This window comes from Ramlibacter alkalitolerans, assembly GCF_016722765.1.
GTDB classification, from domain to species: domain Bacteria; phylum Pseudomonadota; class Gammaproteobacteria; order Burkholderiales; family Burkholderiaceae_C; genus Ramlibacter; species Ramlibacter alkalitolerans.
This window is the reverse complement of sequence record NZ_JAEQND010000002.1, coordinates 118,950-143,335: the sequence shown is the minus strand read 5'-3', so window position 1 is coordinate 143,335 and position 24,386 is coordinate 118,950. Positions and strand designations below refer to the sequence as shown.

Annotated in this window: 30 protein-coding genes and 1 pseudogene; 11 read left to right on the top strand and 20 right to left on the bottom strand. The window is 70.2% G+C overall.

Annotated features, from left to right (window positions below):
* Nucleotides 1–897, top strand: coding sequence for a DMT family transporter (locus JI746_RS03700; protein WP_201687446.1), 897 nt, complete (start codon nt 1–3; stop codon nt 895–897).
* Nucleotides 898–1,008: 111 nt separating this feature from the next.
* On the opposite strand, the gene JI746_RS03695 is transcribed toward JI746_RS03700, so the two are convergent.
* Nucleotides 1,009–1,380, bottom strand: coding sequence for a hypothetical protein (locus JI746_RS03695; RefSeq protein WP_201687445.1), 372 nt, complete (start codon nt 1,378–1,380; stop codon nt 1,009–1,011).
* Nucleotides 1,381–1,474: 94 nt separating this feature from the next.
* On the opposite strand from JI746_RS03695, the gene JI746_RS03690 reads away from it, so the two are divergent.
* Nucleotides 1,475–2,230 (top strand): hypothetical protein, encoded by a 756-nt coding sequence (locus JI746_RS03690; RefSeq protein ID WP_201687444.1) that lies wholly within the window; start codon nt 1,475–1,477, stop codon nt 2,228–2,230.
* A 1-nt stretch (nt 2,231) separates the two neighbouring features.
* Here the strand turns inward: JI746_RS03690 and JI746_RS03685 are convergent, their stop codons facing one another.
* The 5 genes from JI746_RS03685 to JI746_RS03665 form a co-directional block, all read right to left on the bottom strand.
* A complete protein-coding gene (locus tag JI746_RS03685) occupies nt 2,232–2,372 on the bottom strand; it encodes a hypothetical protein (RefSeq protein WP_201687443.1) in 141 nt (46 codons plus the stop codon).
* Nucleotides 2,369–2,545, bottom strand: coding sequence for a hypothetical protein (locus JI746_RS03680; RefSeq protein WP_201687442.1), 177 nt, complete (start codon nt 2,543–2,545; stop codon nt 2,369–2,371). Before JI746_RS03680 ends, JI746_RS03685 begins: the two co-directional genes overlap by 4 nt.
* 22 nt (nt 2,546–2,567) lie before the next feature.
* On the bottom strand, nt 2,568–2,735 hold the full coding sequence (locus tag JI746_RS03675; RefSeq protein ID WP_201687441.1) for a hypothetical protein: 168 nt from the start codon (nt 2,733–2,735) through the stop codon (nt 2,568–2,570).
* A gap of 17 nt (nt 2,736–2,752) precedes the next feature.
* Entirely contained in the window at nt 2,753–2,920 is a 168-nt protein-coding gene (locus tag JI746_RS03670) for a hypothetical protein (RefSeq protein WP_201687440.1), read from the bottom strand.
* Between the two features lie 92 nt (nt 2,921–3,012).
* Nucleotides 3,013–3,372: a hypothetical protein gene (locus JI746_RS03665; protein ID WP_201687439.1), complete on the bottom strand. Its 360-nt coding sequence runs from the start codon at nt 3,370–3,372 to the stop codon at nt 3,013–3,015.
* 335 nt (nt 3,373–3,707) lie between these two features.
* On the opposite strand from JI746_RS03665, the gene JI746_RS03660 reads away from it, so the two are divergent.
* The 5 genes from JI746_RS03660 to JI746_RS03640 are packed head-to-tail and all read left to right on the top strand — an operon-like array spanning nt 3,708 to nt 7,671.
* Nucleotides 3,708–4,214, top strand: coding sequence for a hypothetical protein (locus JI746_RS03660; protein ID WP_201687438.1), 507 nt, complete (start codon nt 3,708–3,710; stop codon nt 4,212–4,214).
* Nucleotides 4,162–4,899: a Crp/Fnr family transcriptional regulator gene (locus JI746_RS03655; RefSeq protein WP_201687437.1), complete on the top strand. Its 738-nt coding sequence runs from the start codon at nt 4,162–4,164 to the stop codon at nt 4,897–4,899. The genes JI746_RS03660 and JI746_RS03655 overlap by 53 nt, the downstream gene beginning before the upstream one ends.
* A 43-nt stretch (nt 4,900–4,942) precedes the next feature.
* A complete protein-coding gene (locus JI746_RS03650; RefSeq protein ID WP_201687436.1) occupies nt 4,943–5,623 on the top strand; it encodes an aspartate/glutamate racemase family protein in 681 nt (226 codons plus the stop codon).
* A complete protein-coding gene (locus JI746_RS03645) occupies nt 5,616–6,674 on the top strand; it encodes an Ldh family oxidoreductase (protein WP_201687435.1) in 1,059 nt (352 codons plus the stop codon). Before JI746_RS03650 ends, JI746_RS03645 begins: the two co-directional genes overlap by 8 nt.
* A gap of 19 nt (nt 6,675–6,693) precedes the next feature.
* Complete coding sequence (locus tag JI746_RS03640) at nt 6,694–7,671, top strand: Bug family tripartite tricarboxylate transporter substrate binding protein (RefSeq protein WP_201687434.1); 978 nt, start codon at nt 6,694–6,696, stop codon at nt 7,669–7,671.
* Between the two features lie 337 nt (nt 7,672–8,008).
* Here JI746_RS03640 and JI746_RS03635 read toward each other — a convergent pair whose 3' ends face one another.
* From JI746_RS03635 to ccmA, 12 genes are all read right to left on the bottom strand, one after another.
* Entirely contained in the window at nt 8,009–8,659 is a 651-nt protein-coding gene (locus JI746_RS03635; RefSeq protein WP_201687433.1) for a hypothetical protein, read from the bottom strand.
* A 196-nt stretch (nt 8,660–8,855) separates the two neighbouring features.
* Nucleotides 8,856–9,554 carry an aspartate/glutamate racemase family protein gene (locus tag JI746_RS03630; protein WP_201687432.1) on the bottom strand — a complete coding sequence of 233 codons (699 nt, stop codon included), beginning with the start codon at nt 9,552–9,554 and terminating at the stop codon, nt 8,856–8,858.
* A 42-nt stretch (nt 9,555–9,596) separates the two neighbouring features.
* Nucleotides 9,597–9,974 carry a hypothetical protein gene (locus JI746_RS03625; protein ID WP_201687431.1) on the bottom strand — a complete coding sequence of 126 codons (378 nt, stop codon included), beginning with the start codon at nt 9,972–9,974 and terminating at the stop codon, nt 9,597–9,599.
* A gap of 244 nt (nt 9,975–10,218) precedes the next feature.
* Nucleotides 10,219–11,631 (bottom strand): sigma-54-dependent transcriptional regulator, encoded by a 1,413-nt coding sequence (locus JI746_RS03620; protein ID WP_201687430.1) that lies wholly within the window; start codon nt 11,629–11,631, stop codon nt 10,219–10,221.
* 4 nt (nt 11,632–11,635) lie between these two features.
* Complete coding sequence (locus JI746_RS28145; RefSeq protein WP_201687429.1) at nt 11,636–13,012, bottom strand: sensor histidine kinase; 1,377 nt, start codon at nt 13,010–13,012, stop codon at nt 11,636–11,638.
* Nucleotides 13,013–13,137: 125 nt separating this feature from the next.
* A complete protein-coding gene (gene cuyA, locus JI746_RS03610) occupies nt 13,138–14,178 on the bottom strand; it encodes a D-cysteate sulfo-lyase (RefSeq protein ID WP_201687428.1) in 1,041 nt (346 codons plus the stop codon).
* Nucleotides 14,179–14,373: 195 nt separating this feature from the next.
* Nucleotides 14,374–14,907 (bottom strand): DsbE family thiol:disulfide interchange protein, encoded by a 534-nt coding sequence (locus JI746_RS03605; RefSeq protein WP_201687427.1) that lies wholly within the window; start codon nt 14,905–14,907, stop codon nt 14,374–14,376.
* Entirely contained in the window at nt 14,904–15,374 is a 471-nt protein-coding gene (ccmE, locus tag JI746_RS03600) for a cytochrome c maturation protein CcmE (protein WP_201687426.1), read from the bottom strand. Before ccmE ends, JI746_RS03605 begins: the two co-directional genes overlap by 4 nt.
* On the bottom strand, nt 15,371–15,559 hold the full coding sequence (gene ccmD, locus JI746_RS03595; protein WP_201687425.1) for a heme exporter protein CcmD: 189 nt from the start codon (nt 15,557–15,559) through the stop codon (nt 15,371–15,373). Before ccmD ends, ccmE begins: the two co-directional genes overlap by 4 nt.
* The gene (gene ccmC / locus JI746_RS03590; RefSeq protein WP_201687424.1) at nt 15,556–16,305 is read right to left on the bottom strand and encodes a heme ABC transporter permease CcmC; all 750 of its coding nucleotides are present in this window, start codon (nt 16,303–16,305) and stop codon (nt 15,556–15,558) included. The genes ccmD and ccmC overlap by 4 nt, the downstream gene beginning before the upstream one ends.
* On the bottom strand, nt 16,302–16,967 hold the full coding sequence (gene ccmB, locus JI746_RS03585; RefSeq protein WP_201687423.1) for a heme exporter protein CcmB: 666 nt from the start codon (nt 16,965–16,967) through the stop codon (nt 16,302–16,304). The genes ccmC and ccmB overlap by 4 nt, the downstream gene beginning before the upstream one ends.
* Before the next feature lie 56 nt (nt 16,968–17,023).
* Nucleotides 17,024–17,623 (bottom strand): cytochrome c biogenesis heme-transporting ATPase CcmA, encoded by a 600-nt coding sequence (ccmA, locus tag JI746_RS03580; RefSeq protein ID WP_201687422.1) that lies wholly within the window; start codon nt 17,621–17,623, stop codon nt 17,024–17,026.
* 379 nt (nt 17,624–18,002) lie between these two features.
* Between ccmA and JI746_RS03575 the strand changes: the two are divergent.
* Nucleotides 18,003–18,236, top strand: a pseudogene (locus JI746_RS03575) (c-type cytochrome); the annotation flags it as partial.
* Nucleotides 18,237–18,496: 260 nt separating this feature from the next.
* On the opposite strand, the gene JI746_RS03570 reads toward JI746_RS03575, so the two are convergent.
* Entirely contained in the window at nt 18,497–19,684 is a 1,188-nt protein-coding gene (locus JI746_RS03570) for a c-type cytochrome (RefSeq protein ID WP_201687420.1), read from the bottom strand.
* Nucleotides 19,668–20,819 carry a c-type cytochrome gene (locus JI746_RS03565; RefSeq protein ID WP_201687419.1) on the bottom strand — a complete coding sequence of 384 codons (1,152 nt, stop codon included), beginning with the start codon at nt 20,817–20,819 and terminating at the stop codon, nt 19,668–19,670. Before JI746_RS03565 ends, JI746_RS03570 begins: the two co-directional genes overlap by 17 nt.
* Nucleotides 20,820–20,998: 179 nt before the next feature.
* Here JI746_RS03565 and JI746_RS03560 point away from each other — a divergent pair, with 179 nt between their 5' ends.
* The 3 genes from JI746_RS03560 to JI746_RS03550 all read left to right on the top strand — a co-directional run bounded on the left by JI746_RS03560 (nt 20,999) and on the right by JI746_RS03550 (nt 24,373).
* Nucleotides 20,999–22,135 (top strand): 6-bladed beta-propeller, encoded by a 1,137-nt coding sequence (locus tag JI746_RS03560; RefSeq protein ID WP_201687418.1) that lies wholly within the window; start codon nt 20,999–21,001, stop codon nt 22,133–22,135.
* A 195-nt stretch (nt 22,136–22,330) separates the two neighbouring features.
* Nucleotides 22,331–23,191 (top strand): cytochrome c3 family protein, encoded by an 861-nt coding sequence (locus tag JI746_RS03555; RefSeq protein ID WP_201687417.1) that lies wholly within the window; start codon nt 22,331–22,333, stop codon nt 23,189–23,191.
* 102 nt (nt 23,192–23,293) lie between these two features.
* Nucleotides 23,294–24,373, top strand: a complete 1,080-nt coding sequence (locus JI746_RS03550; protein WP_201687416.1) for a peptidylprolyl isomerase — start codon at nt 23,294–23,296, stop codon at nt 24,371–24,373.
* Nucleotides 24,374–24,386: the final 13 nt, after the last annotated feature.

Sequence of the window (24,386 nt, the reverse complement as noted above, 5' to 3'; positions counted from 1 at the left end):
ATGTCCCTCTCCTCCATCATCGACTTCATCGCGCTGGCGGCGATCTGGGGTTCGTCCTTCCTGTTCATGCGCTTCGCGGTGGTGGAGTTCGGAGCGGTGCCGACGGCCGCCGTGCGCGTGGGCATCGCCGCGGCCTTCCTGGTACCGCTGATGCTCTGGAAAGGCCATGCGCGCGTGTTCCGGCGCCACTGGCTCGCCGTGTGCCTGGTGGGCGTCGTCAACTCCGCGCTGCCGTTCGCCCTCTTCTCCTTCGCCCTGCTGGCGATCACCACCGGGCTGTCGGCGATCCTGAATGCGACCGTGCCGCTGTTCGGCGCGCTGGTGGCGTGGCTGTGGCTGAAGGACCGGCCGACGGGCACGCGGGTGCTGGGGCTGGCCATCGGCTTCCTCGGCGTCGCCCTGCTGGCGTGGGACGGAGCGAGCTTCACGCCCAATGCGTCCGGCATCGCGCCGGCGTGGGCGGTGCTGGCCTGCCTGGTGGCGACGGCCTGCTATGCCGTCGCGGCGAGCGCGACGAAGCGCTACCTGGGTGGACTGCCGCCCCTGGTGACGGCCACGGGCAGCCAGGTCGGCGCCGCGGCAGGGCTTTTGCTGCCCGCGCTGTGGCTGTGGCCGGCGCAGCTGCCCGGCTCCCGGGCGTGGCTCGCCCTGGTCGTGCTGGGACTCCTGTGCACCGGTGTCGCGTACATCCTGTACTTCCGCCTGATCGAGCAGGCCGGGCCGGCGCGGGCGCTGGCCGTGACCTTCCTGGTGCCGGTGTTCGCGATCGTCTACGGCCTGCTGTTCCTGGGCGAGCACGTCACGCCGTGGATGCTGGCGTGCGGCGCGATCGTGGTGTGCGGGACGGCGCTGTCGACGGGATTGGTGAAGCTGGCGGCGCTGCGTCCGCAGGCTTGACGTAGGCTGGCGGTGGAGCGCCAGCGCAACCCCAGCGATGCGTGAGCGCTGGGGTTCGCGCAGCTCACCTGCGCCTTCGGCCCAGCCTACGGCCGGCCCCCAGGGGCTGGCTCAGAACCTCGGCAGATCGAGCAGCCGCCGCCCCGGTCGCTCCTCCGCCGCGGCGAGCGTCTCCGTGCCTTCCGGCATGACGTCGACCTTCACCTGCGGACCCATCTGCAGGGTGCCGCATTCGGTCGGGAACAGGGTGACGACGGTGTCGCCTTCGACCAGGCGGTCGACCACTTCCACCAGCCGCGTGGGCGCGGGGCGCAGGTCCCAGTGTTCGAGGCTGGGAGCGATCATCCCCATCATCACCTCGCAGACGTGGCTGCCTTCGACCCGCACGGCGGTGATGCCGTACAGGACGGAGGGCAGCGGCGCGGGGTTCAGGCCCGCCAGCGGGGTGCCGGTGCGCGTGGGCTCCATCGATTTCTCAACCATGCGGCCATTGTGGGCGCCCACTCAGGCTCCTCGATAAGCCGAGCGCGCGTGAAGTCGTGGGAGAGTGCCTACCGTTCTACACTGGCAGCTTCCCATGGTCGTCAGCGATTATCCCCCCGCCGGTTCGCCGGCGCTCACGCGCGCCCACGCCCGGCGCCTGCGCGACATCTACCGTTCGGCAGGTTGGCCGAGCCACGACGCGCTGGAGATCGACCTGCTTGCGGCCGGCCTGCTGCAGCGCGAGGGCTCCGGCGCCGGCCACGAGACGCTGCGCGTCACCGACGACGGCGTCCACTGGCTGGCCGCCGTGCTGGCGCGCAACCGGTCGGCCCTGTCGACGCACGAGGCCCTCGTGCAGCGGGTGGCGCAGGAAATGGCGCGCGCCGGCCGGCTCGCCTGGACCGGCCTGAGCCTGCGGGCGCAGGTCGCCACCGGGGAGGCGGCCAGGCCGCTGCGCTGGTGCGTGGCGCGGCCCGACGTGTTCTCGATCCGGCATACCTCGGTGGAGAGCTACGTCGAGCCGATCGTGCACGAGATCAAGGTGCGCCGCTCCGACCTGCTGGCCGACCTGCGGCAGGAAGGCAAGCGGGCCGCCTACCGCGACCTCGGCGAGTGCTGGTACGTGCTGGGGGCGGATGCCCGCGGTCGCGCGATCGGCGAGCCGGAGGAAGTGCCGCCCGAATGCGGCGTGATGCTGGCCGGCCCGCAGGGGCGGCTCGCGGTCGCGCGGCCGGCGCAGCGCCCGGCGCGCGCCGGCCTTCCGTTCGGCGTCTGGATGGCCCTGGCGAAGGCCACGCCGATGCAGAGCCCGGACGACGACGCCCAGGCCCTGCTCGCCACGTCGAACTGAATCACTGCTTCGGGTGTTCGCCGGGTTCCGGCGTTTTCACGCGGCCCTTCTCCGGGTCGATGGGCGCAGCGGTCGGCTCGGGATTGGCCGGCTTCGGCTCGGGCGGCGGCGCCGGTGGCGGCACCGGTGCGTTCCCGTTCATTCGCGCTCGGGCGTGTGCAGCGGGTCCTCGCGCGGGGCGTTGCGGTCGGTCACCGCGGAGGCGCTGGTGTCGCCGCCGGGAATGTCTTCCTCGCTGGCCATGAACTCCGGCTCCTCGTGCTCGAGGCCGGGGGTGGGCGGCGTGATGCCGGCGGGCGTGCGGATGTAGGGCATGGAGACTCCTCGGGTTCGAAACTCAGATCGTCGGCTTCTGCACGCCCGGATCCTCGGGCTCCGCCTGCGGCAAGGCCTGGCCGAATTCCGGCTCCACGGGCAGTTGCGACGGGTTGGTCGGGGCCTCGTCGGAGCGCTCGTCCGGGGACGGATCGGGCTCGACCGGATGCTTGGGTGTGGACGTGTTCATGGGGTGGCGGGCAGCTTTCAGAACGGGCTCTTCGGACCCAGCGCCGGTGCGGCCGGCTCGCTGCTTTCCGCCTGCGCGCCGGGCGGGGCCGCTGCCTCGTGCTGCGGCGGTGAAAAGCCGTCGTCCAGTGTCTCGAGCAGGGGCTCGCCCGCGCAAAGGCTGGGGTCGATGTCGTGCGTGATCATGCCACCTCCTTGGCCGCAATGGTGCGCCGCCGCACGCAGCGCCGGCTTCGGAGGCGGGGCCGAGCCCCTGTAGTCGGGGACCGAAGCGCCCGTCAGCGCTTTTCGTCGGCGAAGCGCTGGGCCTCGCGGCGCATGACGGCGCTGGGCTCGTGCGTGAACGGCAGCCGCGGCAGTCCGATCAGCGCCTGCAGGCGCGCGTGGGCGCGGTCCATGTCGGCGCCGATCATGGCCAGGGCCACTTCGTGCGTAGGTTCGTGCTGCGCGATGTCGAGGTAGGCATTGCGCAGGCGCTGGTAATCCGCGTCGGCGCGCGCCACTTCCTCCTGCAAGGCCAGCACCTTGGCGTATTCGGCGCGGCTGTAGCGCTCGGGCTTGCGCACTTCGGCGGCCCGGCTCGGACGATCTTCCTCGATGGCGTGTGCCCTGGCGTTGGGCCCGTTCCTCTTGCTCATGCAAGGATGCTAGGAAGTACCACACGCCCGCGCTGTAGGACGGGACGCGCTTTGCACGGCGCGGAGCGGCGACGCCGCGCAATATTCACGGCGCCCGGCCTGTTCGCGTGCCGGCGGCTGCGCGCAATGTGCGCCGCGCCGCGCGCCTGAGAACCATCGTCCTACACCGCTTCCGAGGCTGGCCCACGGGCCGCCGGGCAAGCGGTGCCCTGGGCGCCGCCGCAACGGCCGTGTTCTTGATCTTTGCTAAGTCCGTCACCCGCCGTTCGAACGGGCGCGGCCGGATGCCGTCCCAATGCGCAGGAGGCGATGGTCGCCTGCCCTGGAGGACCCGAATGAAGCATTTCAATCCCTGGACGATGTCGATCATGGCTGCAGCCCTGGCGGTGGGCGCCGCGTGCGGCCCCGTGGCACTGGCGGCGCCGGCCGCCAGCCCGCACGCGCACGAGCACGCGCACGGCGGCACGCCGGCGCCACGGCCCGAAAGCGGCCGCAAGTGGGCCTCGGACGCGCCGCTGCGCGAAGGCATGACCCGCATCCGCTCGCTGGTCGCGCCGAAGCTCGACCGCGGGAGCACAATGACGGCGGAGGAATCCGCCGCACTGGCGGTCCGCATCGAGGGAGAGGTGGGCACGATCGTCGCAAACTGCAAGCTGCCGCCGCAGGCGGATGCGGCGCTGCACGCGATCCTGTCGGAGCTGATGACGGGCACCGGCGCGATGGCAGGGCGCACGCCGCAAGCCGACCGCGCCCACGGCCTGGTGCAGGTCGCCGCGGCGGTCAACGACTATGGGCGCAGCTTCGAGCATCCCGGCTTCCGTCCCCTTCCCGCAGCGCACTGAGCCCCGCCGCCCCCGGCGCGGCCGCCCGGCGGAGGCGCTGCTGAAGGCGCTGCCCCTGTTCCGCGCGATCGAGCCGGCGGCGCTGGAGCGGCTGGCCCGGGCCGCCCAGCGGCGGCCCCTGCGGGCCGGGGAACGCGTCTTCGGCCGGGGCGATGTCCCCACCGGCTTCTACGTGGTGGTGTACGGCCGCATCCGGCTGCTGGGGCGCGGCCGCCACGGCGAGCGCCTGGCCGGCACCGTCAACGCCGGCCAGAGCTTCGGCGAGCCGGTCCTGTTCCTCGATCGGCCGGCGCTGGTCGATGCCGAAGCCGCGACCGACGCGCTGGTGCTGCACCTGCCGCGGGAGGCCGTGTTCGCCGAGCTGGAAAGCAGCCCGCTGTTCGCCCGGCGCATGGTCGCCGGCCTCAGCGCGCGGCTGGAGGCGCTGGTGATGGAACGCGAGCAGCACGAGCGGCGCGACGGCCGCGCGCGGCTGGCCGACTATCTGCGGCGCCAGGCGGGCGAGGCCGTCGGACACACTTTCGTGCTGCCGGCGACCAAGGCCGCGGTCGCGGCGCACCTGCACCTGACGCCGGAGCACTTCTCGCGCCTGCTGCACGGCATGGCGCAGCAGGGGCTGCTGCGGGTGGAGGGCCGGCGCATCACCGTGCTGCAGCCGCAAGGGCTTGCGGCATCCGCGCGTTAACGCGCATCGACCCGGTTTCGCGCCCCCGATAGCATTCCGGCCGATGTCCGCCGCCCCCCGCATCGCCCTGATCCACGCCACGCCGCTCGCGATGGAGCCGATCCAGGCCGCGTTCCAGCGGCACTGGCCCCAGGTGCGGCCCCTGAACCTGCTGGACGACAGCCTCTCGCACGACCGCGCGCAGGCCGGCCGCCTGACGGACGACCTGGTGCGCCGCTTCGAGGAACTGGCGCGCTATGCCCAGCGCGCCGGCGCGAGCGGCATCCTCTTCACCTGTTCTGCCTTCGGGCCGGCCATCGAGGCCGCCGGGCGCGCCACCGGCCTGCCGACGCTCAAGCCCAACGAAGCGATGTTCGAGCAGGCCTTGGAACTCGCGCGCGGACCGCGGCCGCTGCACCTCGGGCTGGTCGCCACCTTCCAGGCCTCGCTGCCTTCCATGACGGACGAACTGCAGGACCTGGCGCGCCGGCGCGGCATCGCGATCGACCTGCGCACGGCGTTCGTCCCGGAGGCGATGGACGACCTCGCGCAGGGCCGCCCCGCGGACCACCACCGCAAGGTGGCGCAGTCCGCCCGCACGCTCGCGAGTTGCGACGCGGTCCTGCTGGCGCAGTTCTCGATGGCCGCCGCACTCCCCATCGTGCAGGCCGAACTGCCCTGCCCCGTCTTCAGCAGCCCCGATTGCGCCGTGCGCGCGCTCATGCAGAGAATGTCGAATGCCTGAACCCCGCATCGCCCCGGCCCGGGTGTGCCGCTTCATCCACGCCGCGCTCGAGCGCCTGGGCCTGCCCGCCGAGGACGCCCTCACCGTCGCCCGGCTCATGACGCAGGCCGAGGTGCAGGGCTCCGACGGCCACGGCGTCATCCGGCTCGTTCCGTATGCGCGCCGCATCCGCGCCGGCGGGGTGAACGTGCGGCCGCACATCCGCATCGCCAAGGAAAAGCCCGCCATGGCCCTGCTCGATGGCGACAACGGCATGGGCCACCTCGTGATGCAGAAGGCCACGCAGATCGCGATCGCCAAGGCGCGCCAGTGCGGCGTGGCCTGGGTCGGCGCGCGCGCCTCCAACCACGCCGGGCCGGCGTCGCTCTATGCGCGCATGGCGCTGGAGCACGACATGGTCGGCGTGTACTACGCCGTCGGCAACGCCAACCACCTGCCGCCCTGGGGCGGGCTGGACATGCTGCTGTCCACCAATCCGGTGGCCGTCGCCGTGCCGGCCGGCGAGGAGCCGCCGGTGGTGCTGGACATGGCGACCACGGTCGCCGCCTACGGCAAGGTCAAGGCCCGGGCACAACGGGGCGAGCCCATGCCGGAGGGCTGGATGATCGACCGCCAGGGCCAGCCGCTCACCGACCCGAAACGGGCCGAGGAAGGCTTCCTGCTGCCGATCGGCGGCTACAAGGGCTACGGCCTGGCGCTCGTCATCGGCCTGCTGGCCGGCACCCTCAACGGCGCCGCGATGGGCAGCGAGGTGATCGACTTCAACCACGACGACACGACGCCCACCAACACCGGCCAGGCGATCCTCGTCATCGATCCGGACGCCTTCGGCGAGGTCGCGGAGTTCAAGGCGCGCGTCGACAAGCTGGTGCGCGAGATGCGCGCCAGCGAGCGCCTGCCGGGCGTGGAGCGGATCTGGCTGCCCGGCGAGCAGAGCCACGAGAAGCGCATCGCCAACGAGCGCGACGGCCTCGCCCTGTCGGCGCCCCTGCGCACGCAACTGGACTCGCTGGCGCGCGAACTCGCGATCCCGCCGCTGGCCGACACCTGAACACCCCGAGGAGACTGCCATGTCCACGCCCGCCCGCCGCCTCGCGCTGGCCCTGATCGCCGGCCTGTGCGCCGCCAGCCTTGCGCACGCGCAGGCCCCCTGGCCTGCCAAGCCGGTCCGCATGATCGTGCCGCTGGCGGCCGGCAGCGCCGTCGACAACGCGGCCCGCATCGTGGCGCAGAAGATGAGCCAGAACCTCGGGCAGTCGATCGTGATCGACAACAAGCCCGGCGCGGCCGGCCTCATGGGCGCCGGCGAAGTGGCCAAGGCTGCGCCCGACGGCTACACCATCGGCGGCTTCAACGACAGCATCATGACCATGCTGCCGAACATGAACGCGAAGATGCCCTGGGACATCCTCAAGGACTTCGAGCCGGTGTCGCTGGTGGCCACGGTCGAATGGGGACTCGTGGTGCCGACGGACGCGCACGAGAAGTCGGCCGCCGACCTGATCGCCGCGGCGAAGAAGGCGCCGGGCCAGATCAACTACAGCTCCGGCGGCAACGGCAGTCCGCAGCACATCGCGATGGCGCTGTTCGCCTCGCTGGCCGGCGTGCAGATGAAGCACGTGCCGTACAAGGGCGCGACGCAGGCAGCCATGGGGGTGGCCGGCAAGGAGGTCGACACGGCCTTCCAGGGGATCGCCACCGTCACCTCGCTGATCAAGGCCGGCAAGGTGCGGCTGATCGGCGTGACCACGCCCCGCCGCATGCCGCAGTACCCGGACGTGCCGACCGTCTCCGAATCAGGCATGCCGGGCTTCGAGTTCAACTCCTGGTTCGCCATCATGGCGCCGGCAGGCACGCCGAAGGACATCGTGCACCGCCTCTCGGCTGAAGTCGCCAAGGCGCTCGCGGATCCCGAGGTGCGCGACAAGCTCAACGCGCAAGGCCTCACGCCGCGCGGCACCACGCCCGAGGATCTGGGCACCGCGATGAAGGCGCAGCTGGCGAAGTACGGTGCGCTGATCCGGCAGAACGGGATCACGGCGGATTGAGTTGGCTGGGCCGGCAGGCGGGTGCCTCGGCCGGTTGCCTCCGGGCCGGACCAGGCCGGGTCCCTGTCCGCCTCTGCGACTGTCCTCCGGCGCGGGTGAGAGACTGGCGCGAAGCTGGCATTGCGCCCGCGCCTCCCCCTTTATGTCGCCGAGTCGGACAGGGACCCGTCCTGGTCCTGCGGCGTGCGGGTGGGAGACGGCTGCCCCCTGCGACCCTCGCAGGAGCCGCATTGTTCCGCGCAGCGCCTGCCGCGACGGATCCCGAACTTGGAAGGGGGCAGAGAACAAAAAGCCCCGGGTGCCTGAACACCGGGGCTTGATCGCTCGCTCGACGAGATCAGGCGACGCTGCTCACGTCCTCGCTCAGCTTGCCCTTGCCGCCGCGATGGCCGCCGCGGTCGTCGCCGGCTTCGGTTTCGCGGGCGACTTGCGTGCCGCCGATTTCTTCCGTCGCACGACCCTTGCCGCCGCGATGGCCGCCGCGGTCGTCGCCGGCTTCGGTTTCGCGGGCGACTTGCGTGCCGCCGACTTCTTCCGTCGCACGGCCCTTGCCGCCGCGATGGCCGCCGCGGTCGTCGCCGGCTTCGGTTTCGCGGGCGACTTGCGTGCCGCCGATTTCTTCCGTCGCACGGCCCTTGCCGCCGCGATGGCCGCCGCGGTCGTCGCCGGCTTCGGTTTCGCGGGCGACCTGCGTGCCGGTCGCTTCTTCGCTCGCACGGCCCTTGCCACCGCGATGGCCACCGCGGTCGTCGCCGGCTTCGGTTTCGCGGGCGACTTGCGTGCCGCCGACTTCTTCCGTCGCACGGCCCTTGCCACCGCGATGGCCGCCGCGGTCGTCGCCGGCTTCGGTTTCGCGGGCGACGATGGTGGCCTGCGGGAGCGCGTCGCTGGCGGAGACGACGGCGCTGGACGTCACCGGTGCGGCGATGGCAGCGGTGGACAGGAAGGCGGCGGCGCAGATGGTGGAAAGGGAGAACAGGTTCTTCACGGTGAGCCTCTGATGGTGTGTTGAGTGTGGCGCGATGCAGTTGCACTCGCACTATCTCCATTGCAGACGGCGTGCCATGCGTCGCCGAGGCTGTCTGGCGACAATCGGCACCCTCGGCACCGTGCCGGCACTGGGTGGGCTGCCCCAGGCGTCGCCTGGCTGCGCGCCCTGCCCCACCCGTTTGTGTATCGACACCCTACGGTGTAACGCCGATCGCGCGACGCAGCGCCGCGCGCGCGAGCAGCCGGGTCGAGTCGAGCGTCGGCAGCGGAGAGTTGCCGTCGTCCAGGATCAGCGGCAGTTCGGTGCATCCCAGCACCACCGCATCGCAGCCCTGCGACTGCATGCGCGCGATCACGCCCTGCAGGTACGTGACCTGCTCGGGGCGCTGGATGCCGTACACCAGTTCTTCCATGATCAGGCGCCCCACCTCGTCGCGCTCCGCGTCGCCAGGACGCAGCCACGCCAGCCCCTGCGCCTCGAACTGCGCGGGATAGACCTCGCTGGCCACCAGCCAGTGCGTGCCCAGGATGCCGATGCGGCGATGCCCGCGCGCCGCTGCCTCGCACGCGACGACCTGCGCGATGTGCAGCCAGGGCAGCGGCGAGCGCGGTGCAAGCAGCGCGAACGCCTGGTGGATGGTGTTGTCCGGGCAGACCAGGAAATCGGCGCCGCTGCGCGCGAGCTTGTGCGCCGACGCGAGCATGAGGGAGGCGACGCCTTCGAGGTCGCGCGCATCGAGGCACTCGACGTAGCGGTGCAGCGAAGGCGTGTGCATCGAGACTTCAGGATGCCGGTGCGCGCCGAGCAGCGCCGGCGCCTCGCTGCAGATCGTGCGATAGCACAGCGCCGCGCCTTCGGCGGAACAGGCGACGATCCCGATGTGCTGCGGCATGGCGGCCTCCGTGCGGAGGCGCCATGGTGCCACAGGCCAGGATCAGAAGCGGTGCAGCAGGTTCACGCCGACGCCGACCGGGCCACCGGGCCGCGGAAAGGCGGTGCTGACGCTGAACTGCACTTGCGAGGCGCCGAGGCGCAGCACGCCGTAGGCGCTGAGCTCGCGCAGCGGCTCGTGCGGCCCCCGGCCGGCATCGGGCGCAGCCTGGCCCAGGCCGATGCCGAAGTTCACCGGAGCGGCCTCGGCGGAATCCGCGGACCTGCGCGGGCCAAGGTCGGCCAGCCGCACGTCGATGCGGGCGCCCTGTGCCCCCGGCGCGCTGCGCGTGGGCATCACGTCCTGCGCCAGCGCCTGCGGCCCGCCGCATGCCACGAGAGCGGCGAGGAACAGCGAGCGAAGGTCGCAGGAGGGAGTCATGGCGGGGGCTCCGGCAGGGCAGCGTGGAGAAGCAAGCGTGCCGCGGCGAACCCGCCTGCGGCACCCGGCGCAGGACCCTGCGCAGTGCCTTCCTCTTTGCAGCTGGCGTGCCAGCGGGTGGACCGTCGCCCGCACGGGCCCGGATCGTCTTTCCGAAGCGAATCAGGCCGCCCGCGCCCAGGCGGTGGGGGTGCTCACCCGCGCGGCTGCGCGCTGGCGCACACCCAGGCTGTATCAGGACGATTCAGCGTTCGTTGCGCTGCAGGCCGTGCTTGGCCATGCGATAGCGCAGCGTGTCGCGCGTGACCTGCAGCGCGCGCGCAGCCAGGCTCACGTTCCAGCCATGCGCCTCCAGCGCCTGCAGCAGGTGCTCGCGCTCGACCGATTCGAGCGGCGCCACGCCCGGCGAACGGATGGTGATCGGGGGCGGCAACGCCTCGGCGGGGGCGGGCATCGCCGGCATCAGCGCCTCCGGGGCGGACAGCCCCAGGTCCTCCGGCAGCAGCACCGGCCCGCGCTGCATCAGCACGGCGCGCTCCAGGCAGTTGCGCAGTTCGCGCACGTTGCCGGGCCACGGATAGCGGCGCAGGGCCGCGGCGGTGGCGCTCTCGAGCCGCAGGGGCGGGCGCGCATAGCGCGTGGCCAGCCGCTGCAGGAATTCCTGCGCCAGCAGCAGCACGTCGTCGCCGCGCTCGCGCAGCGGCGGGATGCGCACCTGGAACACGCTCAGGCGATAGACCAGGTCGCTGCGGTAGCGGCCGGCCTTGGCCTCGGCCGCGAGGTCGCGGTTGGTCGCGGCCACGATGCGCACGTTGATCTTGCGATCGTGCACGGAGCCGATCGGCCTGACCTTGTAGTCTTCCAGCACGCGCAGCAGCTTGCCCTGCAGCGACAGTTCGAGCTCGCCGATTTCGTCGAGGAACAACGTGCCGCCGTCGGCGGCCTCGATCAGGCCCACCTTGCGCGCGCGCGCATCGGTGAAGGCGCCCTTCTCGTGGCCGAACAGTTCGTCTTCCATCAGGTTGGCCGGCAGCGCGGCGCAATTCACCTCGATGAAGGGTCCGCCGGCGCGCGGGCTGGCGAGATGGCAGGCCCGCGCCACGAGTTCCTTGCCGGTGCCCGTCTCGCCCTGCACCAGCACCGGGGGCGCCGGCGAGTTGTCGGACGGCTCGTGCGCCGCCACCGCCTGGATCATGTCGCGCAGCTGGCGCATCTGCGGGCAGTCGCCGACCAGCGCGTTGACGCTCGCGTGCTGGTTCTCGCGCTCCTGGTAGTAGCGCAGCATGGTGCGGCCGGCGCGTTCGCGCACGGCGCGCTGCACGACTTCGTCCAGCGAGGCGAGCGACAGCGGCTTGGTCAGCAGGTCCATCGAACCGGCCTTCATCGCCTCCACGGCGAGGTTGATGGTGCCGTGGCCGGTGATCATCACGATGCGGGTCTCGTCGTCGAGGCGGCGCAGCTCGCGGATCACCTCGAGGCCGTTGAGGCCCGGCAGCTGGAAATCGACGATCACCAGGTCCGGCGGCAGCTCGCGCGCGGCGCTCAGGCCGGTCTCGCCATCGTGCACCACGGCCACGCTGTGGCCCTGGCGCTCGAAATAGCGCGCGATGTTCTTGGCCAGGACGAGTTCGTCCTCGATCACCAGCAGTTGTGCCATGACTTCAGCTTCCTTCCCTCGGCGCCACCGGCAGCGTGATCATCACGCGCGTGCCTGCGCCGTTGCGCGAGAACAGGTCGATCGTTCCGCCCCACTCGGCGAGCGTGCGGCGCGCCAGCGCCAGCCCGATGCCCAGCCCGCCGCTCTTCGTGCTGAAGAACGGGCGGAACAACGCCTGCCGCACCTCCTCGCTCACGCCGGAACCGGCGTCGTCGACCATGATGTGGAGTTGCCCTTCCTGCCGGTGCCAGCCGATCGCCAGCGGGCCGCCGCGCGGCATCGCCTCGATGGCGTTGGCCAGCACGCTGAGCAGGATCTGCCGCAGCATGGGCGCATGCGCCATCACCTCCGGCGGCTCGCCATCCTGCAGCCGCCACAGCACGCGCTGGCGCGTCATTTCGGGCTGCAGTTCCTGCAGGCAGTCGCGCCACATGGGCTTGGTCGCGACGGGCCCCAGCGGCAGCTGGCTCGCGTGCGAGACGCGCACGAGCTCGGTGATCCAGCGGTTGGCGCGATCGACGGACTGGATGATGTCGTCGCGATGCTCCGCGTGCTCCTCCTGGTGGGCCACGCTGCCGTCCATCATCTCCGCCGCCGTGCGGATCGAGGCGAGCGGATTGCGCAGGTTGTGCGCCACCGCACCCGCGAGTTCCACCGCGCTGGAGAGCGCCTGCGACTCGGACAGCTTCTTCTGCTGTTCGCGCATGATCCGGTCGGCCCGGCCGACGACGCCATTGAGCGCCAGGAACAGCACCGCCGCGGAGCCGGCGCAGGCCACCCAGAGCTGCAGCACGGCTTCCTCGATGGCCGCACTGAGCTGCACCGGCACCTTGTACAGCTCGATCACGCCAAGCACCTGGTAGGGCTGGTCGTCCGAGAGGATGGGGATGTAGCTCTCGACGTAGTAGTGGGTCTGCCGCGAGAGCCCCTCGTGCTCGCGCTTGTCGTGCTGCTTGCCCACGGAGCCGCTGTGCACGACGAGGTCGCCGTGCAGGGCCTCCTGCAGCTCCGGGTTGTCGTGGTCGCGGCGGCCGATCAGGGATGGATCGGTGGACCACAGCATGGTGCCGTCGAAGCCGAAGGCATTCGCGCGCACCGGCTCCGTCATCGTGGACAGGTGCTGCATCGAATTGAGGAAGCGCTGGCGCAGTTCCGGGTCGGCGGGCCGGCGCAGGAAGTTGGCGGAGCGGTCGGTCGCCAGCAGGTTGCGGATGAACTCCATGCTCACCTCGCCCTCGCGCCGCAGCATGCGCTCGGTGAGCATGTCCGACACCATCCAGCCGAGCCCCAGCGCGATGCCGACGATCACGATCAGGCTCGTGACGGCAAAGCGGCGGCGCAGGCTGAAGCCGGCCGAAAACGGCATGGTGGCAGAAAGCACGTCCCCGATCCCTCTGATGTATACCTTCCGCTCATTGTGCAGAAGGCCCAGCTCGCGCGCCAGCCGGGAACTCCCGTGGTCGCCGAACGGCAAGCGCGCCGTGCAGCCGCCAGGGCGTCAATCTTTCACGCGGGAAGGTCCTTGCGCTCGCCGAGCACCTCCGGTTCGTAGGCATGCAGCGAAGGCAGGCCGCCCGTGTGCAGGAACAGGACGTTCTCCTCCGGGCGGACGGCACCTTCGCGCGCCAGCCCGATCAGGCCCGCCATGATCTTGCCGGTATAGACCGGGTCCAGCGGGATGCCTTCGGTGCGGGCCAGCATCTGCACGGCTTCGACCATGCGGGCGTTCGGCACCGAGTACTTCGGCTGCCAGTAGCCGCCGACGCACTGCACGTCCTCCGGCCTGACCTTCAGGTCCACCCCGAGCAGGTCCAGCACCGCCTGGGATTCCTTGAGCACCAGCGGCTGCTGGTCGGCCGGGTCGCGGCTGACGCCGATGCCGGTGATCGGGATGCGGATGTGGTTGCCCAGGAAGCCGGCGACCAGGCCGCCGTGCGTGCCGGAGCTGCCCGAGCCGACCACGATGCGGTCGATCTGCACGCCCTGCTCGAACAGCTGCTGCTGCAGTTCCTGCGCGCAGGCAACGTAGCCGAGGCCGCCGATGGCATTGGAGCCGCCGCCGGGGATGATGTAGGCCTTGCGACCGAGGCCGGCGACCTCTTCGGCCACCTTCTGCATTTCGGCGGCCATGTTGCTGCCGCCAGGCACCACGGTGACGGCCTCGACGCCCAGCAGGCGGAACATGAAGTTGTTTCCGCTGGCGTCCTCGCGGTAGCTGTGCGGCACGCGCTCCTCGATGACGAAGCGGCACTTCAGGCCTTCCCTGACGGCGGCCGAGAGCGTGATGCGGCAGTGGTTGGATTGCGGCGCGCCGCAGGTCACCAGCGTGTCGGCGCCCTGGGCGAGCGCCTCGGCGACCAGGAACTCCAGCTTGCGCGTCTTGTTGCCGCCGGGGAACAGCCCCAGCATGTCATCGCGCTTGATCCACACCCGCGGCCCCTTGCCGCCGGGGCAGCTGGCAGCGAGCGCCTTGGTGAAGTTCGGCAGGAATTCGAGCGGCGTCTCGAACGGCGTATAGCGACGGCGGGGAAAGCGTGAGAGGTCCATGCCCAAATGTTAGTGCATGCGAAAGCGGACAGCCTCAACGCAAAAGCGGACAGCCTCAACGCAAAAGCCGCAAAGGAAAAAACAAAAGCCGCAAAAAGAATCCCCTCGAGGAATCCTTTTGCGGCTTTTGCGTTACCTTCGCGGCTTTTGCGTTCGGCTGTGCGGCGTTCGGCTGTTCGGCTGTTCTCCTGCGGCTTACGCGGCGGCCTTCAGCTTCGCGATCAGCGGCAGGATTTCGTCCTTCAGGGCCTCGGGGGTGATGGGGCCGATCTGCTTGTGGCGGATCACGCCGTTCTTGTCGATGATGAAGGTCTCCGGCACGCCGTAGACGCCGAAGTCGATCCCCACCCGCCCATCGAGGTCGTAGGCGGACAGCGTGTACGGGTTGCCCTGCTGCTCCAGCATCTTCAGGGCATCCTCGCGCTTGTCCTTGTAGTTCAGGCCGATCAAAGGCACGGCGTTGGACTTCGCGATCTCGACCAGCAGCGGGTGCTCCACCCGGCAGGCCACGCACCATGACGCATAGACGTTCAGCATCCAGACCTGGCCCTTCATGTCCTGGGGCGAGAAGGTCTTCTCCGCCGACACCACCTGCGGCACGCGGAACTGCGGCGCGGGCTTGTCGATGAACGTGGACGGCAGCTTGCGCGGATCGCGCGTGAGGCCGACGCCCAGGAAGATGGCGATCACCAGGAAGATCGCCAGCGGGATCAGGTGCTTGATCTTCACGGCTGGCCCTTCAGGGTCGACGGGCTCACGTGCTTGCTCTGCGCGTCCACCTTCTTGGCCTGGTCGATCGCGTGCTGCGCCTCGGCCGGCATGTAGTTCTCGTCGTGCTTGGCCAGCACCTCGCTGGCGATGAACTGCCCGGAGGCGTCCATCTTGCCCTGCACCACGGCGCCCTTGCCTTCCTTGAACAGGTCGGGCAGCAGGCCGGTGTAGGCCACGTTGACGTCCTTGACGGTGTCCGTCACGACGAAATGCGAGGTGAGCTCGACCCGCTTGAGCGAGCCTTCCTTCACCAGGCCGCCGATGCGGAAGGCACGGCCCTCCGGCGCCTTGCCCGCGAGCACCTCGGTGGGCGTCACGTACAGCGCGATGTTGCTATTGAGCGCGTTGAGCACCAGCGCCGCGGCCGTACCCACTGCAGCCACGCCGGCCAGGACGATCGCGCCCCGCTTCTTCCAGTTCTTCATGCCAGTTCCCGGTCCATCTTTTCCGCCCGCGCACGCCGCCGCAGGCTGCGGAGGATCGCTTCGGTGCGCTTCTTCAGCGCCACCTGCTCCCACACCAGCGCCACGGCGCACACGCCGACGCTGCCCCACACATAGAGGCCGTAGCCTCCCATGTGCCAGAAATCGCTCATCGAATTCCAGATCATGCCGTGGCCTCCGGCAGGCGCAGCACCCAGTCGGTGTGCGCTTCACGTTCGAGGATGATCGCGCGCAGGCGCTTGAGCGCGGCGGCGATCGAGTACATCCAGAAGCAGAGGGCCATCAGCAACATACCCCAAAGCATCGTCTGTGCCATCGAAGGGGCCTTGGTCATGGAGACCGAGGAGCCCTGGTGCAGCGTGTTCCACCACTTCACCGAGAAGTAGATGATCGGCACGTTCACCACGCCCACCAGCGCCAGCACGGCGGCGGCGCGGTCGGCGCGGCGCGGCTCGTCGATGGCCGCGTGCAGCGCCATGAATCCCAGGTACAGGAAGAGCAGGATCAGTTCAGAGGTGAGGCGCGCGTCCCAGACCCACCAGGTGCCCCAGGTCGGCTTGCCCCACAGGGCGCCCGTCCAGAGCGACAGGAAGGCCATCAGCGCGCCCGTGGGCGCCAGCGACAGCGCCCACATGGACGACAGCCGGGTGTTGAAGGCCATGCCCATGCCGGCCCAGAAGGCCATCACGATGTAGATGAACATCGACATCCACGAGGCCGGCACGTGCAGGAAGATGATCCGGTAGCTGTCGCCCTGCGTCGCGTCCGTCGGGGCGATGAAGAAACCCGTCCACAGGCCGGCCACGCCGAACACCAGGGCGGCGGCCCAGAACCAGGGGATCAGGCGGCCCGCCACCGGGAAGAAGCTGTAGGGGCTGGACAGCTTGAACCAGTTGATCAGTCGGTGACTCATTCCAGCGAAATCCTCAGGGCGGCGGTCGTCGCCCATGGCACGAAAAACAGGGCTACCGCAAGAAGCGCGCCCAGCAGGGACAGGTGCCCGGCCGCCCCCTGCCCGGACAGATGAGCCTGCACCGCCCCGGCCCCGAAGATGAGAGTCGGAATGTACAGGGGCAGGACCAGCAGGCTCAGCAAGGCCCCCCCGCCGCGCACGCCCAGCGTCAGCGCCGCACCGACGGCGCCGATGAGCGACAGCACCGGCGTGCCGATCAGCAGGCCGAGCGTCAGGATCCACAGCGCGCCCGGATCCAGGTCGAACTGCAGCCCCAGCACCGGCGCCAGCACCACGACGGGCAGGCCGGACACCAGCCAGTGCGCGATGATCTTTCCGAACACCAGCAGAGGTAATGGAGCACTCGAGAGAACCATTTGTTCCAGGGTTCCATCCAGATGGTCGGAATAAAACATCCTTTGCAGGCCCAGCATGGTCGCCAGCAGGGCGCCGACCCACAGGACGCCCGGGCCGATCTTGCGCAGCAGCGCCGGCTCGGGGCCGATGCCGAGCGGGAACAGGCTGCTCACGATCAGGAAGAAGAACAGCGCCGTCAGCACTTCCGCCTTGCGGCGCATCGCCAGCAGCAGGTCGCGCCGCAGCACGCTGATCAGGGCTTTCATGGGGCGTCCTCCGGCGTGCGGGCGCGCGGCGGACTCCAGGGGGGTCGGGACGGCGCTCACAGCTCCACCACCTGTCCGGGGGGCAGCGGGATCGCCTGGTGGCTGGTCATCACCGCGATGCCGCCGGCCTTGACGTGGTCGGCGATGAGATTGGACAGGAAGTCCACCGCCTTGACGTCCAGCGCCGTGAAGGGCTCGTCCAGGATCCAGAGCTGCGCCGGCCGGGCGACCGTCTGCGCCAGCAGGACGCGGCGTTTCTGGCCCGCCGAGAGGAAGCGCACCGGCAGGTCCTCGCGGCCGGCCAGGCCGAAGCGGCCGAGCGCCTCCTCGGCCTCCTCGCGCGTGAGGTCGACGCCGTCCATCGCCGCGGCGAATTCCAGGTTCTCCAGGGCCGTGAGGTCCTCCTTCACCGCCGCGCGATGCCCCAGGTACATCAGTTCGCGCCGGAATTCCTCGCTGCCCACCTTGGTGCCGTTCCAGCGCACCTCGCCCTCCTCGGGATGGGCCAGGCCCGCCAGGATGCGCAGCAGGCTGGTCTTGCCGGCGCCGTTGGGGCCGCGGATGTGCGCCCACGTGCCCGGGCCGACGGAAAACTCCAGGCCGGAGAACAGCGGACGCGTCCCCCGCACGCAGGTCAGACGATGGGCAGTGAGCATGCACCGGATTCTCCCGCACGCCGGCCCCCGGGCGACATTTGGCCCTGCGACAGCGGTTGAGCGAGGTCAAGCGGAGCCAACGCGCCGCCTTCTGTTCCCAATCGCAGGAAAAGGGAACGCGGCCATTCCTTCGGACGGGAGCGCCCGCGCAGCGCGTGAAAGATTCGCGTCAGAAGGGGCCCGAAAACCTTGATGGCGATCAAGGTTTTCCGGCGTATCGGGCCTGTGCCGGGCCGGCCCCGGTCGGCATGTCGCTTGCAGTACCCGTGGCGGAGTTTTTCCAACCCGCAACTTTGGAGATTGTCAGATGAAGGTGATTGCTGGGGGACTGCTGGTCCTCGCGACGATGGGTGTGGCTTCCACGGCGATGGCCGCCGACGGCAAGGCCGTCTACGACCAGACCTGCGCCCTGTGCCATGCCGCCGGCGTGGCTGGTGCCCCGAAGTTCGGCGACAAGGCGGCCTGGGCGCCCCGGATCGCGACGGGCAAGGCGGCCCTGGTCGGTTCCGTGACCAAGGGCAAGAACGCGATGCCTCCGAAGGGCGGCAACACCGCCCTGACGGACGCCGACATCGCCGCCGCGGTGGACTACATCACCGCCGCCGCGAAGTAACGACAGGCGCCCGCGGGCGCCTTTTCCAGCCCGGATTGTTCATGCGGCCTTCGGGCCGCTTTTTTTTGGCCGGGCGCTGGCCGAGGGGCATGAGGGGCATGAGGGGCATGAGGGGCATGAGGGGCATGAGGGGACAGGAGAACGCAGAAGCCGCAAAAGCAAGGCGAAAACCGCAAAGAAATCCTTTAAGGTTTTTTCTGCGGCTTTCGCGTTACTTTTGCGGCTTCTGCGTTAAAGAGTTGCCTGTGCTCGCCGCGAGCTCATTTCGCCTGCGAGGTCTTGATCCCCGCCACCGGATGGAACGCCCGCGCGATGTACGCGGCGAGGGCCTCGATCTCGGCGTCGCTCATCACGCTCTTCCACGCCGGCATCGAGGTATTCGGCAGGCCTTCTCGGATGGAATGCAGCAGGCGTTCCTTCGTCATGCCCTTCATCTGCTCGTCGCTCGTGAGGTCGCGCGGATGCGGTTCGAGGAAGCTGCCGATCCAGCCCTTGGCGGTGCCGTCGCCGGCATGGCAGAAGGCGCAGTTCTTCTGGAACAGGCGCTCGCCCTGCAGTTCCTGCGCGCTCGCGCCCACCAGCGCCGGCGGCTTGTCGTGCACCACGTAGTTGGCGCCGATCTGCGCCTCGGCGCGCGCAGGCGAGCGCACGGGCACGGTGCCGTCACGCTGCGCGAACGTGTGCGTCGACTGGCGCTGCGGGTGGCCCACGCCGGTCGGCTCCGAACGCGGCACGTCCTGGTGGCAGCTGATGCAATACGCATCGCGCGGGAAGCTCACCGGGCGCGATTCCCAGACCTTGCCCGGATCGTTCACCTTCGCATGGTCGTGGCAGGTGATGCAGGCGCTCTTGAACAGGCGCAGGCCCTGCTGCTGCGGCGGCGTGAGCTGCTCGAACGGCGTGTCGATGGCGATCTCGCCGCGCGCGAACGGGAAGGCGGCGGCATTGCGCTCGTGGTCGGGCCAGCCGTTTTCCGGCGTGTGGTAACGGGTGTTGGGCGCGCGCTTGACGAGGAACTCGTCGCGCACGAACTCGGAGACCGCCTTCATCTCCTCGTCGTTGAGGATGCCGGTGAAACCCTTCATCGCCGTGTTCGGGATGCCGTTGCGCACCGCCGCGCCGATGCGCTCGATGGGCAGGTCCTGCGGGTTCGTGGCCTGGAAGTTCCGGGGCTTCGGTTCCATGTAGGTGGCCGCCAGCGTCTTCGCGTCGCCGGAGTAGCCGTGGCAGAAGTAGCAGCGGAAGTTGTAGACGTCGCGACCGAGCTTGAGCGTGGCTTCGCTCGGGGCGGCAGCGGCCGGGGCCGCGGCAACGGGAGTCTGGCTGGGGGCGGCGCCCCTGGCGCCGCCGGGCGCTTCGCCGCAGGCGCTCAGCGCGGCGACGCCGGCAAGCAGGAGGGGCGCCGCCAGACTGCGCAGCACCGGCCCCCACTCACTTCTTCGCGACATTCTTGTTCGCCCCCGACTGGATGAACGCACGGAACACGTATTCGGACACGTTGGCGATTTCCTGTTTCGTCAGCACCTTGTCCCATGCCGGCATCTCGGTGCCGCGGCGCCCGGCGGACACGGCGTCGAAGATCAACGGGCGGTTGTACACGCCGCGGCCCTGGTCGCTGGTGAACACCGCCGGCTTCGGGTTGATGAAGTACGCGCGGGGCCCCTGGCCGTCGCCCTTGACGCCGTGGCAGGTCGCGCAGTTCGCATCGTAGAACTTCTTGCCCGCCACGGCATCGCCCACCAGGCCGTGCGGCATGACGGCTGCCATGTACGCCTTGGCGTCCTTGCCCGCCGCGGCGCCCGGGCCGTGCCCCGCATGCTCCTGGGCGGCGGGCTTGGCCGCAGGCGCCCGCTCGGGGGCGGGGGCGCCGCGCGCATGCGTGCCGGAGATGTTCGCCTCCTGCTCGGGGATGCGCATGAAGGCGCCGCGGATGTAGTCGACCACGGCTTCCATGTCGTCCTTGCTCAGGCGGTTGCCGTAGGCCTGCATCGCGGTGTTCGGGCGGCCGGCGGCCACGGCGGCCAGCATGCGGTCGCGCGAGAGTTCGTTCTTCGCGGCCGGCGAGGAGAAGTCGCGCGGCGCCGGGTTCAGGTTGGCGCTGGCCCACATGGAGCCGGCGCCGCGGTCGCCGTGGCACACCGAGCAGATGCGGGCATAGATCTGGCGGCCGCGGCTGGCATCGGCGGCGATGCTGGGGCGCATGAAGGTGTCGCGCACGTAGTCGACCACCTTGGCGATCTGGTCGTCGCTGAGCTGGGAACGCCAGCCGACCATCGCCGTGCCGGGCACGCCGGTGGTCACGGCCGCGATCATGCGCTCGCGGGTGAGTTCCTGGCCGGACTGCGCGCTGGTGAAATCGCGCGGCGCCGGCTTGAGGCTGCCCTTGGCGCGGCTGTTGCCGTCGCCCTGGTCGCCGTGGCACACCGAGCAGTAGTTGTGATACAGGGCCGCCGGGGTCTGCTGCGCGGCGCTCGGGCCGCGGTCGCCGGCCAGGGCCGGGGCGGCCAGCCAGCCGGCCGCCAGCGCAAGCGCGGCAGCGAGCCAGCGGCGGGCAGTGCGGGTGGAAATCGGGGTTCTCGACATGTTGTCTCCGGACGGATCTTCCGCCCTCGTGCAACTTCGATGCCACCTTTCATCCGCGGTGGCATGGGCCTTGCGTTTCGCTGACGTACGCCGGCCGCGAGGGCCGGCACCGTCTGTGGAGTGCCGATCACATGAAGCCCCGATTCTCGAAAGCGAGCCGCGTCCTTGCGGTTGTGGGAATGACCAGCCTGTTGCTGCTCGCCGGCTGCGCGGAGGCGCCCAAGGCGCAGGCGCAGAAGGAGGCCGAGATTCCCGTCTTCCCGGCCGCACCGGACACGGCGCGCTTCTTCTGGGAACGCAGCATCTACAGCAGCGCCGACGTGGTGGCCGACGCCAAGGACGGCTCCCTGCGCCGCATGCTCACCGGCGAGGTCCGCACCGGCGAAGGCCTCGGCAAGCCCTACGGCGTGGCGGCCCGCAACGGCCGCATCTACGTCGGCGACACCCTCAACCGGGTGGTCGTCATGTACGACCTGAACGCCAAGACCTACACGCGCATCGGCGTCGAGGACCCCGGTTCGCTGCGCATGCCCTTCGGCCTGGACCTGGACGACCAGAACAACCTGTACGTCGTCGACGGCACGCTCAAGCGCGTGCAGGTGTACGACGCCAAGGGCAAGTTCCTGCGCGTCATGGGACAGGACATCAAGTGGAGCCGGCCGGCCGGCCTGGCGATCGACAACGCGCGCAAGCGCCTGTACGTGGTGGACGTGGGCGGCGTGAGCAGCAACGACCACCTGGTGCGCGTGCTCGATCTCGAGACCGGCAAGCACCTGTCGGACATCGGCACCCGGGGCGAAGGCCCGGGCCAGTTCAACCTGCCGCGCGACGCGGTGGTCGGCGCCGACGGCCTGCTGTACGTGGTCGACGGCGGCAACTTCCGGGTCCAGGTGTTCGACGCCGACGGCAAGTTCGTCAAGACCTTCGGCACCATCGGCCGCCAGTCGGGCCAGTTCGCGCGGCCCAAGGAGATCGCCGCCGACCGCGACGGCAACATCTACGTGATCGACACGGCCTTCGGCAACTTCCAGATCTTCAACCCGCAGGGCGAGCTGCTGCTCAATGTCGGCGGCCGCAGCAACGTGGACGGACCCGCGCGCTTCATGCTGCCCTCCGGGATCGCGGTGGACAGCGACGGCCGCATCTACGTGGTGGACCAGTACTTCAAGAAGGTGGACGTGTTCCGGCCCGCGGCTCTGCCCGCCAGCGCCCACTACGGTCCCACCGCCCCCGCAGCGACCGCGGCCCCCGCCGCCGCACCCGCCACGGCGCAAGGCCCGACGGCCAGGACGCCGGCGCCAGCCGCCACCCGCTGACGCGTGCCAGCTCCGGGAATCGGAAAAGGTGCCGATTCCTGAATGCGGGAAGCATGTCCCCAAAAGCTTGACGGGCATCAACGGACGGACCTCATTCGGGGCCGATCGGCCCCTGCTGGGGTTGGCACACAAGATGCGGTAGGAACCTTCGACTGGCCGCGCGTCGCGGCGCGTCGAATCCTCAAGGAGATGGGAATGGGCTGGAAGCAATGGGTCGCCGCCAAGGCGTGGAGGGATGGGGTCGGCACGCTGGCCATGGCGCTCGCCGTGGCCGTGGTCGGCGTGGCAAGCCTGCCGGCGCAGGCGCAGATCACGGGCACGAAACACAACCTGGGCTCCACGGGCACGGGCGTGAACAAGTTCAGCGGCACGGCGGAAATCTGCGTGTTCTGCCACACGCCGCACGGCGCGGACAACAGTGCCGCGGTGCCCCTGTGGAACCGCAGGCTCGCCGCCGCGACCACCTACACCACGTACGACAGCCTGGGCACGTCGTCCCTGGACGGCAAGACCGCCCCGGTCGGCTCCGTCTCCATCGCCTGCCTGTCCTGCCATGACGGCACGCAGTCCATGAGCGCCGTGATCAACGCGCCCGGCTCCGGCCTGGCCGGCGACGCCACCTGGGTCGCGGGCACGTGGGCCGGTGCCAACCAGACCGCCGGCCGGCTGAACGCCACCGCGGTGACGAACCTGGGCCAGGACCTGAGCAACGACCACCCGATCGGCATCCAGTACGGCGGCGGCGGCATCTCGGTGACCAACCCGACGGCCGCAACCATCGACAAGGACTTCAAGGCGCCGAAGAACAAGGCCATCAACGGCACGACCGTGTGGTGGGTGGATACCGAAGCCACGCCGAACAACACCCGCGAGAAGACGGACATGGTGCTGTACACGCGCGGCACCGGCGCCCTGAACCCGGGCTACACCGGCCAGACCGTTGCCGAACCCTTCGTCGAGTGCGCCAGCTGCCACGATCCGCACACCTCGAACGCCACGTTCCTGCGCATCAGCAATGCCGGCAGCGCGGTCTGCCTGGCCTGCCACACGAAGTAGAGAGAGCGCTTGTGCGCGTCGGCCCCACGGGCTGGCGCGCTCCCTTCAGGGACACGAGCACGGGGCCTCTGGCCCCGTTTTTGCATCAAAGGAGACATGCCCATGAACATCGAACAAACCGCCGCGCGGCGCTCGCCCGCGCTCACGCGCAGCCTCGTTGCCGCTTGCGCATTGTTCTCCGCGCTGCACGCGTTCGCGGCCCCCGGCGCCGAAGCGCCGGCCGCTTCGCAGGCCGGCTCGCATGCCGCTGCCCATGGCAGCGCCGCAGGCGTGTTCGCCAAGGTCGGTGAGGTGGTGATCACCCACCAGGATTTCGAAGCCGCGTTCGCCCAGGCGGCGCGCGGCAAGTTCTATCACGGCAAGCCTCCGCAGGAGGACGTCGCCAAGCTGCAGCGGGAAGTCGGCCAGAACCTGGTCGACGAGATCCTGCTGGAGAAGGAAGCCAAGCGCCGCAAGCTCGGCCCGGACCAGGCCGTGGTGGACAAGGCCATCGCCGAATACGACGAGCGCTATCGCGACAGCGCGCAATGGAAGGCCAACCGCGCCGGCGTGCTGCCCGGACTGAAGGCGAAACTGGAACACGACAACGTGCAGGAACGCCTGCAGGCGCAGGTGAAGGCCGTCGGCGAACCGACCGCCGCGCAGCTGCAGGAGTACTACGCGGCGCACCAGGACAAGTTCACTTCGCCGGAGCAGGTGCACCTGCGGCTGATCCTCCTGAAGGTCAATCCCTCGTCGCCGCAGGCCCAGTGGGATGCGGCGCGCGAGGAAGGCAGGACGATCGTGCAGCGCCTGCAGGCCGGCGCCGACTTCGCCGACCTGGCGAAGGTGCACTCGGGCGACGCCTCCGCGGAGCGCGGGGGCGATCTCGGCTTCGTGCACCGCGGCATGCTGCCCGAAGGCGCGGAAGCGGCCGTCGACAAGCTGCAGCCGGGCCAGACCAGCGACGTGGTGCAGGTGCTCGAAGGCATCGCCATCCTGCGGCTCGAGGCGCGCAAGCAGCCGGTGCTCAACCCGCTGGAGGCCGTGCGCCCGCGCCTGCGCGACCTGTACCTGCGCGATCGCAGCGAGGAGGCCTGGACGGCGTTCCTGGCCAAGCTGCGGCGCGACACCCCGGTGCAGCGCGACGAATCGCGCTTCCTCCCCCTGGCGCAGGCAGGCGGCAACGCACCGGCGCGCTGAGCGCAGCGCCACA